Below are 17,260 nucleotides of genomic sequence, written 5' to 3' on the forward strand. Positions count from 1 at the left end.
CCCCCCCCCCCCCCCCCCCGCCCCCCCCCCCCCCCCCCCCCCCCCCCCCCCCCCCCCCCCCCCCCCCCCCCCCCCCCCCCCCCCCCCCCCCCCCCCCCCACGGTGCGTCAGTGCGCGGCTCCGGCCTGCTTCGCCGAGTTCGCGGCGTGGGCGATCGAGCGGGTGTCCTGGAAGGCGCGCACGCCCTCGATGCCCTGCTCGCGGCCCATGCCCGAGTGCTTCATCCCGCCGAAGGGGGCGCGCAGGTCCAGCCGCGCGGCCCCGTGGTCGTTCACCCAGACGTACCCGCACTCCAGTTGCCCGCCGATGCGGTTGGCCGCGTCGTCGTCGGCGGTCCAGACCGACGCGCACAGGCCGGCCCAGGTGTCGTTCGCCAGCCGGACGGCGTCGGCGTCGTCGTCGAAGGGGATCACCGGGATGACCGGGCCGAACTGCTCTTCGGTGACGACCCGGAGTGACGGGTCGGGGTCCACCACGACGGCCGGGCGCAGGAAGTTGCCCTGGGCGAGCTCCCCGTCCGGCAGTTCGCCGAACTCCAGCACCGTCGCACCGGCGGACCTCGCCTCCTCGATCAGCTCCGCGACGAAGGCCTTCTGCGCGGGCTGGTGCAGCGGGCCCATCGTGGTGCCCTCTGCGAGGCCGTGGCCGAGGACGACCTTCTCCAGCCGCGCGGTGAGCCCGGCGACGAGCTCGTCCATCCGGGAGCGGTGCACGTAGAGCCGCTTGGCGTTCATGCAGATCTGACCCGTGGTGTCGTAGACCGCGCCGAACAGCCGGTCCAGGTGGTCGTCGTCGAGGACGGCGTCGGCGCGGATGATCGCCGGGTCGTTGCCGCCGAGCTCCAGGGTGACCCGGGTGAGGCTGCGCGAGGCCATCTCCATGATGCGCTTCCCGCCGTTGACGCTGCCGGTGAAGCAGACCTTGGCGACGTCCGGGTTGTCGATCAGGCCGGCCATCTCGCTGTCCCGGCCCGTGACCACGTTGAGCACGCCCGGGGGCAGCTTCTCGGCCACGCGCTGCACCAGGCGGGTGGTCGCCAGCGGCGTCGACGGCGGCGGCTTGACGATCGCGGTGTTGCCGGCGAGCAGCGCGTGGGGGAGTGCGGCGGCGAGGATCGCGATCGGCCAGTTGAACGGGACGATCAGCGTCACGACGCCGATCGGCTGGTACGCGACGGTCGTCTGGACCGGGATCCCCGGCGCGGGAGGCAGCACCTTGGTCTGCTCGACCTCCTCCGCGAGGGACACCGCGAGCTGCCACCGGATCTCGAAGACGAGTGCGTCGACCCAGGCCTCGTGCACGATCTTGCCGTTCTCCAGCGAGAGCACCCGGGCGTCCTCGTCGCGCTCGTCGGCGATCCCCTCGATGGCGGCGGTCATCCGGGCGGCGCGCTCGGTGGCGGACAGCGCCGACCAGGCCGGGTAGGCCGCCCGCGCGGCCGCGACGGCATCGGCCACGTCCTCCTTCGACGCCGCCGCCGCGTGCCCGACGACGACGTCCGGCCGGGCGGGGTCGACGACGTCGAGCACGTCGGCCGTGGCCCGCTCCTGCCCGCCGATGTAGAGCCCCGTCGTCACCGGGGCGGTCGTGCTCATGGTGCTGGTCATGCGGATCGACACCTCTCTGTGTTGGTCCGGTGGGGGTGCCGGGGAGCCGCCGAAACGGCGTCGACAACCCGTTTACATGTGAACCGTGACTGGCTACTGTGGCTCGCACCACATGGTTGACAAGTAAACCCAGCGCTGACCGCGCGACGCAAGACACGTCGGCACCGGCCTTCCCGAGCCCCGGCTCGCGGGGATCGCCCTGGCCGGACCGCACACCTGACCGTTCGACGACGAGGGGTTCTGAGGATGAGAGACGACGTTGCCTCGCTGGAGGGCGAGCGGCCCTCGGTGGCGGAGCTGGAGGACCGGGCCTTCGAGCTGCGCTCCAAGCTGCTCCACCTCTGCGGCACCTACGAGGGCGCGGTGCACATCGGCGGCGACCTCTCCGCGGCCGACATCTTCACCGCGCTGTTCCACTACGGCCTGCGGGTCGACCCCGACGACATCAGCAACCCCCGGCGCGACCGGTTCCTGCTGAGCAAGGGGCACGCCGCCGTCTGCATGTACATCGCGATGTCGATGCGCGGCTTCTTCTCCTACGAGGGGATCGTCGAGACCTACGGGAAGCTCGACAGCGCCTACGGCATGCACCCCTGCAAGGTGCAGCTGCCCGGGGTGGAGGCCTCCACCGGCTCGCTCGGGCACGGCCTCCCGCTCGCGGTGGGCATGGCGCTCAGCGCCCGGCACCGCGGTGAGGCCCACCGGGTGGTGTGCCTGCTCGGTGACGGCGAGACCGGTGAGGGCTCGGTGTGGGAGGCCGCCATGGCCGCCCGCAGCAACGAGCTGGGCAACCTGGTGGCCTTCATCGACCGCAACCGCCAGCTGATGACCAGCTTCGCCGAGGAGCGGGTGGTCTTCGAGCCCTACCCGGACAAGTGGCGGGCCTTCGGCTGGAACGTCGTGGAGACCGACGGTCACGACATGGCCTCGCTGGTCGCCGCGATCGACGGCCTGCCGCCCACCGACAGCGACCGCCCGACCGTGGTCATCTGCCGGACGGTCAAGGGCAAGGGCGTCGACTTCATGGAGCACAACCTCGCCTGGCACGCCGGCTCGCTCGGCGCCGCCGACCTCGAGCGGGCGCTGGCCGCCCTCGAGGCATCCCGGGAGAAGGAGTCGGTCTGATGCCGGTCACGTTCACGTTCGGCGAGATGCTGTCGGCCCGGTCGGTGATCGGGACGACGCTGGCGGAGCTGGGGGAGACCCACGACAACCTGTGGGTGCTGACCCCCGACATCGGGGCGACCCTGGTGGAGTTCCGCGACAAGTACCCCGACCGGTTCCTCGACGTCGGCCTGGCGGAGCAGGTCTGCGTCGGCATCGCCGCGGGCCTGGCCTACGACGGCAACATCCCGGTCGTCTCCGGCATGCTGCCGTTCCTGAGCATGCGGGCGCTCGAGCAGGTGCGCACCGACGTCTGCTACCCCAACCTCCCGGTGAAGATCATCGGCACGCACGGCGGGCTGGTCGGCAACGGCGGCTCCACGCACTACGCGGTCGAGGACCTCGCGCTGATGTGCGCCCTGACGAACATGACGGTCACCTCGATCGGCGACCCGATGATGGTCGGCGAGGTGCTCCGCCAGTCGATGAGCATGCCGGGCCCCATCTACATCCGGCTCGCCGTCGGCAAGAAGGACATGGTCCTCTACGAGGAGGGCCAGCACGACGTGCGGATCGGCAAGGGCATCGTCGCCCGCGAGGGCACCGACGCCACGATCTTCACCCACGGCACCGTCGTCTCCCAGGCGCTGCAGGCTGCCGAGGAGCTCGCCACCGACGGCCGCTCGGTGCGGGTGGTCGACATGTTCACCCTCAAGCCGATCGACGCCGACCTCATCGCCCAGTGCGCCGAGGAGACCGGCGGCCGGTTCGTGGTGCTCGAGGACCACCTGGCCTACGGCGGCCTCGCCAGCCGGATCGCCGACGTCGTCGCCGACCGCGGCATCCGCCTCACCGGCTTCGAGCGGCTCGGCATCCCGCAGGTCTACGCCGGCTTCGGGGAGGACGAGGAGCTCCGCGACAAGCACGGCTACGGGCTCGCGGCCACGGTGGCCGCCACCCGCCGGGTGATCGCAGCCCGCCCCTGACCCCCCTGCCCCTTCTCGATCAGCGCTCAACGGAGAGACGGATGAGAACAGTCGCGGTCACCAAGATCGGCAACTTGCGCGACCCGGACGAGTCGGCCCGCGGCAGGGTCGGCATCGTCGACCTGCCCGACCAGCCGCTCGGCCCGGAGGACGTCCGGATCCGCGTCGCCTACGCGGCGATCTGCGGCTCGGACCCGCACCTGGCGGAGGGGTTCTTCGGCACCGACGTGCCGATCGGCCTCGGGCACGAGCTGTCCGGTGTCGTGGAGGCGGTGGGGGACGGCGTCCGCACCGGCATCCGGGTGGGCGACCGGGTCGCCGGCAACTTCCTGCGGTTCTGCGGCAGCTGCGGCCCGTGCCGCGACGGGCGCCAGCAGTTCTGCGAGCACATCGCCGACTACAACCGCCCGGGCATGGCCGAGACGGTCACCTGGCACGAGTCGCAGGCGTACCGGCTGCCGGACTCGGTGAGCCTGCGGCACGGGTGCCTGCTCGAGCCGGTGTCCGTCGCCGTCCGGATGGCCGACAAGGCCCGGCTGCGGGTCGGCGACCGGGTGGCGGTCTGCGGCGGCGGTCCGATCGGGCAGCTCGCGCTGCAGGTGCTGCGGCTGCACGGCGCCACGTCGCTGACGCTGATCGAGCCGATCGCCGACCGGCGGCAGATGGCGCTGGCCGGCGGGGCCGAGCACGTGATCGACCCGGTCGGGGAGGACCAGGCGGCCCGGGCGGCCGAGATCACCGGGGGGCGCGGGTACGACGTGGTCATCGACGCGTCGGGTTCTCCCCGCGCGGTGCGCGGTCTGCTGGACCTGGCGGCCAAGGGGGGGACCGTCGTCTACGGCGCGATGTACCCCGCCGACTTCGAGATGCCGCTCAACCTGTCGGACTTCCTCTACCTCAAGGAGCTCACCCTCACCGGCGTCTTCGTCTCCCCCTACGCCTTTCCGCGGGCGGTGCAGCTGCTGCCGCTGCTGGACCTCGAGGCGCTGACCGCCACCTGGTTCCCCTTCGACCAGGCCGTCGAGGCCTTCGCCGCGCACCTGTCCGGCGAGCACCCGAAGGTGCTCATCCGGTGCAACGACCTCGACCACCACGACGGCCCCGGGGTGCAGCGGTGACCAGCACCCTGCGGCCCACGGTCGTCGAGGGCACCCCGGCGCTGGAGGCCGTCGGCATCAGCAAGCACTTCGACGGCGTGTTCGCCCTCGACGGCGCGCGGCTGTCGGTGCAGCCGGGGGAGATCCACGCGCTGCTCGGGGAGAACGGTGCGGGCAAGTCGACGCTGATCAAGGTGGTCACCGGCCTCCTCGAGCCCGACGCGGGGGAGGTCCGGCGCGACGGCGAGCCGGTGCACTTCGCCAACGTGCGCGCCGCGCACGGCCGGGGCGTCGTCGCGCTCTACCAGGAGCTGTCGATCATCCCCACGATCAGCGTCGCGGAGAACATCCTGCTGGGGGAGGAGACCCCGAGCAGCGGGGGGCTGGTCAGCTGGCGCCGGCTGCACCAGCGGGCCGGTGAGCAGCTGGCCCGGCTCAACCAGCGCATCCCGCTGCGGAAGCTCGCCGGCGACCTCTCCCCGGTGCAGCAGACCATGGTCGCCGTCGCCCGGGCCCTGGCCACCGACGCGCGGGTGCTCATCCTCGACGAGCCGACCGCGTCGCTGACCGACACCGAGATCACCGACCTGTTCGCGGTGCTGCGCCGGCTGCGCGACGAGGGCGTCGCGATCGTCTACGTGTCGCACCGCCTCGACGAGGTCTTCGAGCTCTGCGACCGGCTGACGATCATGCGCAACGGCGAGACCATCGTGACCCGGGCGATCGCGGAGACGCACATCGACGAGGTCATCTCCACGATGGTCGGCCGCCCGCAGGGCGAGATGTACCCCGCCCGGGACACCGCCACCGGCGATGTCGTGCTGACGGTCGACGGGCTCACCGGGCGGCGCGTGCGGGACGTCTCGTTCCGGGCGCACGCCGGGGAGGTGCTCGGCATCGGCGGACTGGCCGGTGCGGGCCGCAGCGAGGTGCTCCGGCTGCTGGCCGGCGCGCAGAAGCGGACGTCCGGCTCGATCACCGTCGCCGACGGGGTGCTGCCGGCGTCCTTCGGGGTCGGCCACGCCCTGGACGCCGGGATCGCGTTGGTGCCGGAGGAGCGGCGCAGCCAGGGCGTGATCCTCGGCGACTCGATCCAGAACAACATCGCCGTCGCCAACCTGCCGACGGTCAGCCGGGCCGGTTGGGTGTCCAACCGGGCCATCGCCCAGATGGCCCAGTCAGCGCTCGCCGACCTGCAGATCAAGGCCCGGGGCCCGCGCCAGGAGGTCGGCAACCTGTCGGGGGGCAACCAGCAGAAGGTCGTGCTGGCGAAGATGCTCGCCCGCCGGCCGAAGGTCCTGCTCATGGACGAGCCGACCCGCGGGATCGACGTCGGCACCAAGGCGGAGATCTACCGGCTGATCCGGCAGCTCGCGGCCGGCGGCACGACCGTCATCGCGGTGAGCTCCGAGCTGCCCGAGCTCATCGGGCTGTCCGACCGGATCGTGATCATGCACGAGGGTCGCGTCTCGGGCGTGGTCCCGGCCGCGGACGCCGACGAAGAGACCCTGCTCGCCTACTGCTACGGAAGGACGGCCTGACATGGCCACCACCGACGCGCCGCCGGCGACGGCGCCGGCGAAGACGCCGAACGACCGGGCCCCGGTCGCACAGCTGCTGTGGCAGGGCGGCACGCTCATCGCCCTGGTGGCGCTGATCGTCCTGTTCGGCGTCCTGCGCCCGGGCGCGTTCCTGAGCTTCGGGAACGTGCGCAACATCCTGGAGCAGATCGCGATCCTGGCGATCATCGCGTCGGCGCAGACCATGGTGATGGTCGTGGGCGCGTTCGACCTCTCGGTGGGCGTGACCGCCACGCTGTCGGGCGCGACCACCGCGGCGCTGCTCATCGCAGGCGTGCCGATCCCGCTGGCGATCCTGGCCGGCCTCGGCGCCGGCACGCTCGTCGGCATGGTCAACGGCTTCCTGGTGGCCTACATGAAGCTGTCGCCCTTCGTCGCCACCCTGGCGACGCTGACCTCGGTGGGCGGGCTGGCCTTCATCGTCACCGACGGCACCACGCTCTACGGGATGCCCGACGAGTTCTCCTGGATCGGGCAGAGCCGGCCCCTGGGCATCCCCATGCCCATCTTCTTCGCGGTGGCCGTCGCCCTGGTCGTGTGGGCGGTGCTGCGCTTCACGACGCTCGGCCGGCGGTGGCACGCCGTCGGCGGCAGCGCGGAGGTGGCGCGGCTGTCCGGGGTCAACGTGCCGATCGCGCGGTTCCTGGCCTTCACCGCCGCGGGGTTCGTCTCCGCGATCGGCGGGATCATCCTGGTCAGCCGGTTGAGCAGCGCCAGTGCGACGAGCGCGAACAACTACATGCTGCTCGCCGTCGCCGCGGTCTTCCTCGGCATGACGATCCTGCGCTCCGGCGCCGCCAACGTCGGCGGCACCCTCGTGGGCGTCGGGATCATCGGCGTGATGAGCAACGGGCTCAACATCGTCGGCGTGAGCACCTACTTCCAGCAGGTCCTCACCGGGCTGATCATCATCGCCGCCGTCACGCTCTCCTCCCTCAAGGCACGGGAGCGGTAGCTCCCCTCCCGATCCACCCCGCTGAACGGCGTCCCGCCGCTCGGCTCCAGCACATGCGTTCAATCGACAAAGGAGTAGATGATGCGCAGACGGTTCTCGACGGTGGTCGGCCTGGGGCTCGCCTCGGGCCTCGCCCTGAGCGGGTGCTCGGACTCGGGCGGCGGCGGGGAGGACAGCTTCCGGGTGGCGGCGTTCACCGCCGGCTACGGCACCCCGGTCGGCAAGTCGACGATGGACGCCTTCGTCGAGCGCGGCGAGGCGCTCGGCTGGGACGTCGACCTCTACACCAGCGACTTCGACTACGACAAGATCAACACCGATGTCCAGTCGGCCGTGACGCAGGGCGTGGACGCGATCCTCGCCGGGTTCCCCGACCCCCGCCAGATCGCGCCCCTGGTCAACGCCGCGGAGAACAACGACATCCCGATCTTCTCCATCGACGGCGGGGTCGAGCCCAACGACGACTTCGTCGTCGACGTGACCACCGACCAGCAGCAGATCGCCGAGCTCACCGTCGGCGCGCTCGAGGAGGCGATGGGCGGTCTGGAGGGCAAGGACGTGATGGTCATCGGCCACGACCCGCACGTCGGGATCGCCACCCGGAGCCGGATGGCGGAGGAGCTGCTCATCGAGGGCGGGGCGAACATCGCCGGCGGGGAGATGCGCCAGGTGCTGAGCCCGGGCACCTCGCAGGAGGAGGCGCTGCGGTTCGTCACCGACTACCTGCAGGCCAACCCCGAGGGGCTCGACGGGGTCTGGGTCGGCTGGGACCACGCCGCGGTCGGCGCCACCCAGGCGATCAACGAGGCCGGCCGCGACGACATCTTCGTCACCGGCGTCGACGCGGTCGGCATCGCCCTGGCCGAGATCCAGGAGGGCGGCCCGTTCTACGCGACCGTCGTCCAGGACTGGCCCGCCGTGCTCGACCGGGTGATCGAGTTCCTCGAGACGTACGCCGAGACCGGCGAGCTGCCCGAGGAGAACTTCGTCGAGACCGAGGTCACCCTCGTGACCCGGGAGAACGCCGGCGAGATCGAAGCGACCGGCTGACGTGAACGCGGGGCGGGCCGGTGGATCGGCCCCCCCGCGGCGCACCCCCATCACACGAGACAGCGAGGAAGGCAGACCCATGCGTCTGGAAGACAAGGTCGCACTCATCACCGGCGGGGCCAGCGGCATCGGCCACGCGACGGTGCAGAAGTTCGTCCGGGAGGGCGCCAAGGTGCTCGTGGTCGACATCGACCAGGAGCGCGCGGAGAAGGTCGTCGCCGAGATCGAGTCCGACGGCCACGACGGCGCCGTCGCGGCAGCGCAGGCCGACGTCTCGGTGTACGCCGACGTCGAGGCCGCCGTGCAGCGCGCGGTCGACGTCTTCGGCAAGCTCGACGTCATCTTCAACAACGCCGGCATCGCCGGGGGCAAGGCGCTGCTCGACCACGACCCGGCGGTCGACTATGCGCCGATGATCCGGGTCGACCAGGACGGCGTGTACCACGGGATCCTCGCCGCCGGCCGGCAGTTCCGGGCGCAGGGCACCGGCGGCGTCATCATCAGCACCTCGTCGATCTACGGGGAGCAGGCGGCCGAGCTGGCGTTCAGCTACAGCGCGGCGAAGGCGGCGGTCATCTCCTTCACCCGGTCGGCGGCCTACGAGCTGGCCCAGTACGGGGTCCGTGCGGTGGCGATCACGCCCGGCCGGGTGGGCACCCCGATCATCAACCAGTTCAGCGAGGAGCTGAAGTCGACCTTCGCCTCCGAGCAGCTGCGGGGCAAGCTCACCGAGCCCAGCGAGATCGCCGACGTCGTCGCGTTCCTCGCCTCCGACGAGGCGAACGTCATCAACGGCACCGTCGTGCACGTCGACGACGGGTACTCGGTGTTCAAGCAGCGCCTCGACCTGCCCACGTTCTGAGGAGCCGACGTGCCGATCGAGGTCGCCTGCCACCTCAACGTGCTGGTGCCGGACATGGCGGAGCCGGGTCTGGGTCGGGCGCTGCGCACCCTGGCCGAGCTCGGGTACGGCGCCGTCGTCCTGCCGCCGATCGACCCGGAGAGCGCGCCGCTGGGGGAGTGGGCGGCGCTGTTCCGCGACCACGGGCTCACCCCGGTCACGATCGCCGGGCAGGCGCCGGGTGCCGACGTCTCTTCGAGCGACCCGGCCGAGCGGGAGCGGGGTGCCCAGGCGCTGCGGCGGATGGTCGAGGCCACCGTGGCCCTGGGTGGTGACCAGATGAACGGCGTCTCCTACGGGCTGTTCGGACGGGCGCCGACCGCGGAGCCCGCCGGGGCGTTCGAGTGGTCGGCCGCCCAGCTCGGCGCCGTCGCCGACCATGCCCACGACCGGGGGGTGGCGATGACCTTCGAGGTGCTCAACCGCTACGAGTCGGCGCTGATCAACACCGCCCGGCAGGCGCGGGACTTCGTGGCCGCGAGCGGGTCGGCGCACCTCCGGGTGCACCTGGACACCTTCCACATGGCGGTGGAGGAGGCGGACATGCTCGGCGCGGTCCGGGAGACGGCGCCGGTGCTCGGGTACCTGGAGCTGGGCCAGTCCGGCCGGGGGCCGCTGTCGGCCGGTTCGGTCGACGTCGAGGCGGTCGTCCGCGCGGCGATCGGCGCCGGGTACGGCGGACGGGTCGGGCTGGAGGCGTTCTCCCGGTCGGTGCTGTCCAGCGAGGCGAGCGACCTGCTCGCCATCTGGCGGGAGCCCTACGCCGACGGGGCTGCCGTCGCGGCGGAGGCGATCGAGCTGGTGCGGAAGGCGGAGGCGGCCGGTCCGGCCTGACGTCCCTGCTGGCCCTGCGGGGTCACGCCCGGTCGAAGGGCGTGACCCCGTCGGGGCTGGCGGTGAACGGGTTCGCCCACTCCGACGCGACGCCGGTGATCGGCTGGGCGTCGGTGACGACGGTGAACGGCGAGCCGGGGTAGATGGCCAGCACCCGGGAGGCCGAGGTGAGCTCTTCGGTGCGCTCGAGCACCTCCCCGCGGCGCAGCAGCCTGGTCGTGCGCTCGCCGCGCAGCTCCTCGCCGACCTCGGCGGTCCACCGGGCGTCGTCCTGCGTGAAGGTGATCGCGCGGACCCGCTCGCCGACCGGGGCGGCCTCGACGCCGGCGAACTCCGCCAGCGCGTCGTAGAGCCGCTCGGCCTGCTCGGCGTCGGCGGCGCGGGGGACGAAGAAGGCGACCATGCGCGACAGCCTGCCCGCCGCCACCGACGATTCCGTGCCGACGTCCGGTGGAGTGAGCGACCCGGGCCCGGTGGGGTGACCCTGGGTCGGGGGAACCGCAGCTCGCGGCTACCCGGCGTGGCGATCAGCGGGGTGAGATCCACGGGTGCCCCGCCCTCAGGACCGTCCAATGCCGCCGCTCAGCCAGCCAAGGCGGGTGGCGGCATCGCTGCTCACCGTGGGCGCCGTGGGCGGCCTGATGCTGTTCGCCACCTTCGGGCAGTTCACCGTCGAGGAGAGCCCGTTCCCGCGGTCGGTGGTCCAGCCGGCGGACTTGCCAGGCCGCAGCTGACAGTCATGGTCCGACGATCGCTGGACCCGAGGGCCGCGCCCGTGACGGCGGTGCGGGAGTGGGGCGGGTGGGGCTCGAACCCACGACCCAGGGATTATGAGTCCCATGCTCTGACCGGCTGAGCTACCGCCCCAGGGCGTTCACGCTAGCGGGCGCCCTCAGTCGCCCAGCACGGTGCTGCCCAGCACGGCGCCGTCGGCGTCCAGCGCCTCCACGGCCACGTACGCCGGGTCGCCGTCCACCGGGAGCGCCGTCTCGAAGCCGGTGCGCCGCACCGGGTCGCCGGCCACCGCGCCCTGCTCGTCGTCGCCGGTCACGAGCCGCCACGAGGCCACCTCGGTGGCGCCGTTCCAGCTGACGTGCACCCGGCCGGCCTCCAGCACCGCGTCGGGGTCGGTGTCCGGTCGGCCGGTCCACTCTGCACGGTCGGTGCGGTAGTTGTCGCCGGAGCCGAGCGCGACGTCGGTGAGCAGCGTGCCGTCGGCGGCGAACTCCGAGTAGAACGGCCGCGACCCCCAGCCGATCAGGACGCTGCCGTCCGGCAGCTGCTGGAAGCTGCCCTGGCTGCCGGCCAGCCGGTCCGGGTCGGGCGGCAGGTACTCGGTGACCACGGTGGCCGTTCTCGCCCGCTCGTCCAGGCCCAGGCGCAGCCCGCGGGACGTCGGGCCGACGTCGGGTTCGGACTGGTTGTCGAACAGGGTCAGCGTGCCATCGGCCTGGCGTTCGGCGTCCGTGCTGCCAGGCGAACTCCACGCCCTCCCCGAGGTCGAAGTCGCTGGCCTCGCCACCGAGCGTCCACTCGACGGCACCGGTCGCCCGGTCGACGTCGTAGACCGCCCAGGTGTTGCGTGCGGACACCAGCAGCGACCCGTCGGTGTCCTCGGCGATCGAGTTGACGTGGAACCAGTCGAACGGCTTGTCCTCGGTGCCGCCGTCCTCGGGCAGCTCGCTCCTGGTCTGCTCCAGCGGCACGTGGTCCAGGGCGCTCCACTGGAAGACGACCTCGCCGGTGGCGACGTCCACCTCCTGGACGACGCCGTCCCAGATCCAGCCGTCCTCGGGGCCGCCCACCGGCGTGAGGTCGTGCTCCTGCTTGACGTAGGCGGTGAGCAGCATCGTCCCCCGGTCGGTCAGCCGTCCCTCGTGGAAGTCGGCCTGGCCGGGGTCGAGGTCGCCGCCGGTGGTGACCGTGCCGATCTCCTCGTAGGACTCGTCGACGAGCACGAACTCGCCGGCTCCCAGCCCGACGACAGGGCTCTCGCCGCGCCACCAGGTGAGCACCGGCTCGCCGCGGAAGGTCTGCACCCGGACGTCGTAGGAGCGCCCGTCCGTGGGGTGGATCCAGACCGGCTCCCCGGCGTCGTCGACGATCAGCACCCCGGTGAGCGGTGCGCCCTCGCTCTTGGGTCCCAAGAACACCAGGGAGCCGTCGGGGGATCGGGCCGGCCCGCGCTGGTCGATGTCCAGGTCGGGGGCGACGAGGTCGGGGCGGCTCACGAACTCCAGCGCCGGACCGGTGCTCGCCGCCGCTTCCGGGGTTGCCTCCTCACCCCAGCCGCAGGAGGTCAGCAGCAGTGCGAGGCACGTCGCCGCTGCGATCTGCCGGGCGTGTCCGCGGTGCATCTCTGGAGAATGTCAGGAGCGCGCAACTCGAACGCTCGCCGCAATGCCGATCGGGCTGGCCGACCGCCACTAGCCTGGGCCAGGTGCGTGCAGAGGAGTCAGGCAGTTCCACGGTCCCCGTTCCCGACGGTGGCCTCCGCACCGCGCCCGGCCACGTGGTCCGCGGCCTGGCGATGGGCGCCGCGGAGGTGGTGCCGGGCGTCAGCGGCGGCACCGTCGCCCTGGTCCTCGGGGTCTACGAGCGGCTGATCGACGGCGCCGGGCACGTCGTCACCAGCCTGCGCCACGCGGTCACCGGGCGGCTCGCCGAGGCACGCGCGGAGATCGGCCGCGCGCACTGGTGGACGATCCTGCCCCTGCTGGCCGGCATGGCCGTCGCCGTCGTCGTCGGCGCCCGGTTGCTGGAGCCGCTGATCGAGGACCACCCGGTCGGCGCCCGGGCGGTCTTCTTCGGCATGGTGCTGTTCTCCATCGTCGCCCCGGCCCGGATGGTCGGGCGCTGGTCGACCCGCGACGTCGTCGTCGCGGTGCTGGCGGCGATCGCCGCCTTCCTGCTCACCGGCCTGCCGCCCGGCGGCGACGCGAACCCGTCGCTGCCGGTGGTCGTGCTCGCCGCCGCGGTCGCGATCTGCGCCCTGGTGCTGCCCGGCATCTCCGGGTCCTTCATCCTGCTGACCCTCGGCCTCTACGGCCCCACGCTGGCGGCGGTCAACTCCCGCGACCTGGCCTACGTCGGGGCCTTCGCGCTGGGGGCCGCCCTCGGCCTCGGGCTGTTCGTCAAGGCGTTGCAGGCGGCCCTGCGCTTCCACCACGCGCTGACGCTGGCCCTGATGACCGGCCTGATGGTCGGCTCGCTGCGCGCCCTGTGGCCGTGGCGGACCGAGGACCGTGCACTGCTGGCACCCGACGACGGCGCCCTCGCCATGGCCGCGCTGGCGCTCGGTGCCGGCCTGCTGGTCGCCCTCGCCCTCACCGTGCAGACCCGGCTGGACCGCCGGGCGGCAGCGGAGGCCCTGGCGCGACACCGGGCCTGACCGGCAGACTCCTCGGGGGCCTGGCAGCGCCGCCCCGGATGCGCCGAGGTGTCCACCATGTGGGATGGACACTTTCTGCCTGAATCGTCCACCTCTCGCTGCAAAAGCCGTGGTCGACGTGTGCCTCACTCGTCCCACTGGACACATCGGGGCCCAGGCGTCTCGTTCGCCTCAGCTCGCACTGGCGCGCCGAGCCGCCCGTCGGGCAGACTGGCGACCGGTTGCTCCTGGAGTCGCCGCAGTGCGAACGCAGTGCCACCGAACACGACAGGTCCGTTGGGGAAGACGAACCAGTCGAGTCGATGGAGGTGCGCCGTGCAGCGACGGTCAACCCAGGGTGTCGTCTTCGTGCACGCGTGCCCGAAGGTGTTGTGCCAGCACGTCGAATGGGCGCTCGAGCGCGTCGTCGGCGCGCCGGTGTCTTTGACGTGGGCTGACCAGCCCGTGGCGCACGGCTCCTACCGTGCCGAGATCGCCTGGACGGGCGCCCCCGGCACCGGGGCCAAGCTGGTCGCTGCCCTGAAGCAGTGGCCGATGCTGCGCTTCGAGGTGACCGAGGAGGCCAGCCACGGCAACGACGGTGAGCGCATGTCCTACGTGCCCGGGCACGGGGTGCACCGTGCGCCGGTCAGCGCCAACGGCGACCTGATCATCACCGAGCAGCAGCTGCGGCACCTGGCCGCCACCGCCACCTCGGTCGAGGCGTTCCGCCACGGCGTCGACCAGCTCCTGGGCGCCGCCTGGGACGCCGACCTGGAGGCCTACCGGTACGCCGGCGACGCCGCCCCGGTCACCTGGCTGCACCAGGTCGTCTGACGGCAGGCGGCGTCCCGACTCGACCGCCGCCCAGCCGAACGCGCAACGGCCCGGCCCCTTCGAGGGGGCCGGGCCGTTCGCCGTCCTGGCTCACCGTGCCTGCGCCTGGCTCACCGCAGGAGGTGAGCCAGGCGCGAGCACGATCAGCTGACCTGATCCCCGCGGGAGGCGGGGGCGTCGCTCAGAGCGGGATGTTGCCGTGCGCGCCCCGCCCGGCCGGGGTCTCCGCCAGCGCGGCCACCAGCCGCCGCTTGGTCTGGGCCGGCTCGACGACGTCGTCGACGACGCCGATCTCCCGGGCCCGGTTCACCCCGCCGGCGATCCGCTCGTGCTCCTCGGCCAGCTGCGCGTGCAGCGCCTCCCGCTCCCCGGGCGGTGCGGCAGCGAGCTTCTTGCGGTGCAGGATGCCGACGGCGGCCTTGGCGCCCATGACGGCGACCTCGGCCCCGGGCCAGGCGAACACCGCGTTGGCCCCGAGCGAGCGGGCGTTCATCGCGATGTAGGCGCCGCCGTAGGACTTGCGGGTCACCAGCGTCACCCGCGGCACCACCGCCTCGGCGAAGGCGTGCAGCAGCTTCGCCCCGCGGCGCACCACGCCGTCCCACTCCTGGCCGACGCCGGGCAGGTAGCCGGGCACGTCGACCAGCACGACCAGCGGCACCCCGAAGGCATCGCACATCCGCACGAACCGGGCCGCCTTCTCCGCGGAGGCGGAGTCCAGGCAGCCGCCCAGGCGCAGCGGGTTGTTCGCGATCACCCCGACGGTGCGCCCGGCAAGCCGGCCGAGCGTGGTCACGATGTTCGGTGCGAACCGCGGGTGCAGTTCCAGGCCGGGGCCGTCGAGCAGGGTGGCGACCAGCGGCTTGACGTCGTAGGCGCGGTTGCGCTGCTCGGGCAGCAGTGCCATGAGGTCGACGGCCGGCTCGTCCTGGGCGGGGGCGAAGCTGCCCTGCGCGGCCAGCAGGTCGACCGCGGTGCGGGCGGTCTCCAGCGCCTCGGCCTCGGTCTCGGTCACCACGTGCACGACGCCGGAGCGCCGACCGTGGGTATCCGGGCCGCCGAGCTGCTCCTGGTCGACGACCTCACCGGTGACCGACCGGACGACGTCCGGGCCGGTGACGAACACGCGCCCGGCCGGGCCCATGATCACCAGGTCGGTGAGCGCCGGCCCGTAGGCCGCGCCGCCGGCGGCAGCGCCGAGGACGACGGAGATCTGCGGCACCCGCCCCGAGGCGCGCACCATCGCGGCGAACACCTCGCCGACCGCGTGCAGGGCGGTGACGCCCTCGGCCAGCCGGGCACCCCCGGAGTGCCAGATGCCGACGACCGGCACCCGCTCGCGCAGCGCGGTGTCGATGGCGTCGACGATGTGCCGGCAGCCGTCGACGCCCATCGCGCCGCCCATGATCGTGGCGTCGGTGCAGTAGGCGATCGTCGGGGAGCCGGCGACGGTGCCGCGCCCCGCCAGCACCCCGGAGGTGTCGCGGGCGGCCAGCAGCTGCAGCGAGCCCGGGTCGAAGAACCGGGCCAGCCGGTCCTCGGGGTCGCGGGGGTCGACGGTGGCGACCGGCGGCGCGGGGGTGGCGGTGGTCATGAGCAGCTCCTCAGAGGGACGTGCCGGAGGGAACGGCCGCGCTGCAGGGGCCCGCCGCGAGCTCGCGAGTGCCGGGGGCAGCGGGGTCCTGCGTCATGCCGTGGTGAAGACCAGGGCCATGTTGTGGCCGCCGAACCCGAAGGAGTCGTTCAGCGCGGCGGTGAACGAGGCCTTCCGCGGCTCGCGGCGGACGATGTCCAGCGCCTGGACCGCGGCGTCGTCGTCGGGGTCGTCGAGGTTCGCCGTCGCCGGCACCAGCTGGTCGCGCAGCGCCAGGATGGTGAAGACCGACTCCAGTGCCCCGGCCGCCCCGAGCAGGTGCCCGGTCTGGCTCTTGGTGGCGGTGACCAGCGGGTGGTCGCCGATGGCGTTGCGGATGGCGGAGGCCTCGGCGGTGTCGCCGATCGGGGTGGAGGTGGCGTGCGCGTTCACGTGACCGATGTCGGCGGGGGTGAGCCCGGCGTCGCGGATCGCCGCGGCGATCGCCCGGCCGGCGCCCTCGCCCTCCGGGTGGGGGGCGACCAGGTCGTAGCCGTCGGCGGTGGCGCCGGCGCCGGCCAGCCGGGCGTACACCTTCGCGCCCCGGGCACGGGCGGCGTCGGCGCGCTCGAGCACGAGGGCGCCCGCGCCCTCGCCGAGGACGAAGCCGTCCCGACCCTTGTCGAAGGGCCGGGAGGCGCGCTCGGGCTCGTCGTTGCGGGTGCTCATCGCGCGCATCGCGGCGAAGCCGGCCATCGGCAGCGGGTGCACGCAGGCCTCCGTGCCGCCGACGACGACCATGTCGGCGCGGTCGAACCGGAGCAGGTCCAGGCCCCAGCGGATCGCCTCGGCGCCCGAGGCGCAGGCGCTCACCGGGGCGTGCACGCCGGCCTTGGCGCCGACGGCCAGCCCGACGGCGGCGGCCGGGCCGTTGGGCATGAGCATCGGGATGGTGAAGGGGGAGACCCGCTTCGGGCCCTTGGCCTCCAGGACGTCGTCCTGGTCGAGCAGGGTGACCGCGCCGCCGATGCCGGTGCCGAAGACGACGGCGATCCGCAGGGGGTCGACCCCGGAGTCGGCGCCGCCGGCGTCGCGCCAGGCCTCCTCGCCGGCGATCACGGCGACCTGCTGGCTGCGGTCGAGACGGCGGGAGCGGACCCGGTCCAGCTGCTCGGACGGCTCGACGGCGAGCTGGGCGACGAGCTGGGCGGGGAAGTCCGCCGCCCAGTCGGCGCTCAGCCGGCTCACCCCGGACCGGCCGGCCAGCAGCGCCTCCCAGGTGGAGGCGACGTCACCACCGAGTGGCGTGGTGGCGCCGAGCCCGGTGACGACGACGTCGGCGGTGGGCGTGCTCATGACTTCCTCC

Annotated in this window: 16 protein-coding genes, 1 tRNA gene and 1 pseudogene; 11 read left to right on the forward strand and 7 right to left on the reverse strand. The window is 73.0% G+C overall.

The annotated features are described in order from the left end of the window. Positions 1-107 precede the first annotated feature (107 nt). The gene (locus ACI783_RS16660) at positions 108-1,607 is read right to left on the reverse strand and encodes an aldehyde dehydrogenase family protein (protein WP_457141479.1); all 1,500 of its coding nucleotides are present in this window, start codon (positions 1,605-1,607) and stop codon (positions 108-110) included. A gap of 246 nt (positions 1,608-1,853) precedes the next feature. Here ACI783_RS16660 and ACI783_RS16665 point away from each other — a divergent pair, with 246 nt between their 5' ends. The 8 genes from ACI783_RS16665 to ACI783_RS16700 all read left to right on the forward strand — a co-directional run bounded on the left by ACI783_RS16665 (position 1,854) and on the right by ACI783_RS16700 (position 10,114). Continuing rightward, positions 1,854-2,732, forward strand: coding sequence for a transketolase (locus tag ACI783_RS16665; RefSeq protein WP_457141480.1), 879 nt, complete (start codon positions 1,854-1,856; stop codon positions 2,730-2,732). Beyond that, complete coding sequence (locus ACI783_RS16670; RefSeq protein ID WP_457141481.1) at positions 2,732-3,697, forward strand: transketolase family protein; 966 nt, start codon at positions 2,732-2,734, stop codon at positions 3,695-3,697. Before ACI783_RS16665 ends, ACI783_RS16670 begins: the two co-directional genes overlap by 1 nt. Positions 3,698-3,738: 41 nt before the next feature. Further along, positions 3,739-4,815, forward strand: a complete 1,077-nt coding sequence (locus ACI783_RS16675; protein WP_457141482.1) for a zinc-dependent alcohol dehydrogenase — start codon at positions 3,739-3,741, stop codon at positions 4,813-4,815. Beyond that, a complete protein-coding gene (locus ACI783_RS16680; protein ID WP_457141483.1) occupies positions 4,812-6,335 on the forward strand; it encodes a sugar ABC transporter ATP-binding protein in 1,524 nt (507 codons plus the stop codon). The genes ACI783_RS16675 and ACI783_RS16680 overlap by 4 nt, the downstream gene beginning before the upstream one ends. 1 nt (position 6,336) lies before the next feature. Beyond that, a complete protein-coding gene (locus ACI783_RS16685) occupies positions 6,337-7,329 on the forward strand; it encodes an ABC transporter permease (RefSeq protein ID WP_457141484.1) in 993 nt (330 codons plus the stop codon). 81 nt (positions 7,330-7,410) lie between these two features. Continuing rightward, on the forward strand, positions 7,411-8,379 hold the full coding sequence (locus ACI783_RS16690; protein ID WP_457141485.1) for a sugar ABC transporter substrate-binding protein: 969 nt from the start codon (positions 7,411-7,413) through the stop codon (positions 8,377-8,379). A gap of 79 nt (positions 8,380-8,458) precedes the next feature. After that, entirely contained in the window at positions 8,459-9,241 is a 783-nt protein-coding gene (locus ACI783_RS16695; protein ID WP_457141486.1) for an SDR family NAD(P)-dependent oxidoreductase, read from the forward strand. 9 nt (positions 9,242-9,250) lie between these two features. Then, positions 9,251-10,114, forward strand: a complete 864-nt coding sequence (locus tag ACI783_RS16700) for a sugar phosphate isomerase/epimerase family protein (protein WP_457141487.1) — start codon at positions 9,251-9,253, stop codon at positions 10,112-10,114. A gap of 22 nt (positions 10,115-10,136) precedes the next feature. Here ACI783_RS16700 and ACI783_RS16705 read toward each other — a convergent pair whose 3' ends face one another. Continuing rightward, on the reverse strand, positions 10,137-10,517 hold the full coding sequence (locus ACI783_RS16705) for a hypothetical protein (RefSeq protein WP_457141488.1): 381 nt from the start codon (positions 10,515-10,517) through the stop codon (positions 10,137-10,139). 196 nt (positions 10,518-10,713) lie between these two features. On the opposite strand from ACI783_RS16705, the gene ACI783_RS16710 reads away from it, so the two are divergent. Further along, positions 10,714-10,848: a hypothetical protein gene (locus ACI783_RS16710; RefSeq protein WP_457141489.1), complete on the forward strand. Its 135-nt coding sequence runs from the start codon at positions 10,714-10,716 to the stop codon at positions 10,846-10,848. A 59-nt stretch (positions 10,849-10,907) separates the two neighbouring features. Here the strand turns inward: ACI783_RS16710 and ACI783_RS16715 are convergent. From ACI783_RS16715 to ACI783_RS16725, 3 genes and pseudogenes are all read right to left on the reverse strand, one after another. Further along, a tRNA-Ile gene (locus tag ACI783_RS16715) sits at positions 10,908-10,981 on the reverse strand. 25 nt (positions 10,982-11,006) lie between these two features. Next, the gene (locus ACI783_RS16720; RefSeq protein ID WP_457141490.1) at positions 11,007-11,657 is read right to left on the reverse strand and encodes an arylsulfotransferase family protein; all 651 of its coding nucleotides are present in this window, start codon (positions 11,655-11,657) and stop codon (positions 11,007-11,009) included. Beyond that, positions 11,632-12,471, reverse strand: a pseudogene (locus ACI783_RS16725) (arylsulfotransferase family protein); the annotation flags it as partial. The gene ACI783_RS16720 and the pseudogene ACI783_RS16725, both read right to left, overlap by 26 nt. Before the next feature lie 83 nt (positions 12,472-12,554). Between ACI783_RS16725 and ACI783_RS16730 the strand changes: the two are divergent. Further along, on the forward strand, positions 12,555-13,505 hold the full coding sequence (locus tag ACI783_RS16730; RefSeq protein ID WP_457141491.1) for a DUF368 domain-containing protein: 951 nt from the start codon (positions 12,555-12,557) through the stop codon (positions 13,503-13,505). A 315-nt stretch (positions 13,506-13,820) separates the two neighbouring features. Beyond that, a complete protein-coding gene (locus ACI783_RS16735) occupies positions 13,821-14,321 on the forward strand; it encodes a DUF3145 domain-containing protein (RefSeq protein WP_457141492.1) in 501 nt (166 codons plus the stop codon). Positions 14,322-14,502: 181 nt separating this feature from the next. Here the strand turns inward: ACI783_RS16735 and ACI783_RS16740 are convergent, their stop codons facing one another. Together ACI783_RS16740 and ACI783_RS16745 are read right to left on the reverse strand one after the other, a co-directional pair. Continuing rightward, positions 14,503-15,915, reverse strand: a complete 1,413-nt coding sequence (locus ACI783_RS16740) for an acyl-CoA carboxylase subunit beta (RefSeq protein WP_457141493.1) — start codon at positions 15,913-15,915, stop codon at positions 14,503-14,505. A 93-nt stretch (positions 15,916-16,008) separates the two neighbouring features. Beyond that, positions 16,009-17,250: a beta-ketoacyl-[acyl-carrier-protein] synthase family protein gene (locus ACI783_RS16745; RefSeq protein WP_457141494.1), complete on the reverse strand. Its 1,242-nt coding sequence runs from the start codon at positions 17,248-17,250 to the stop codon at positions 16,009-16,011. Positions 17,251-17,260 lie beyond the last annotated feature (10 nt).

Source organism: Modestobacter sp. SYSU DS0511, from assembly GCF_054050755.1.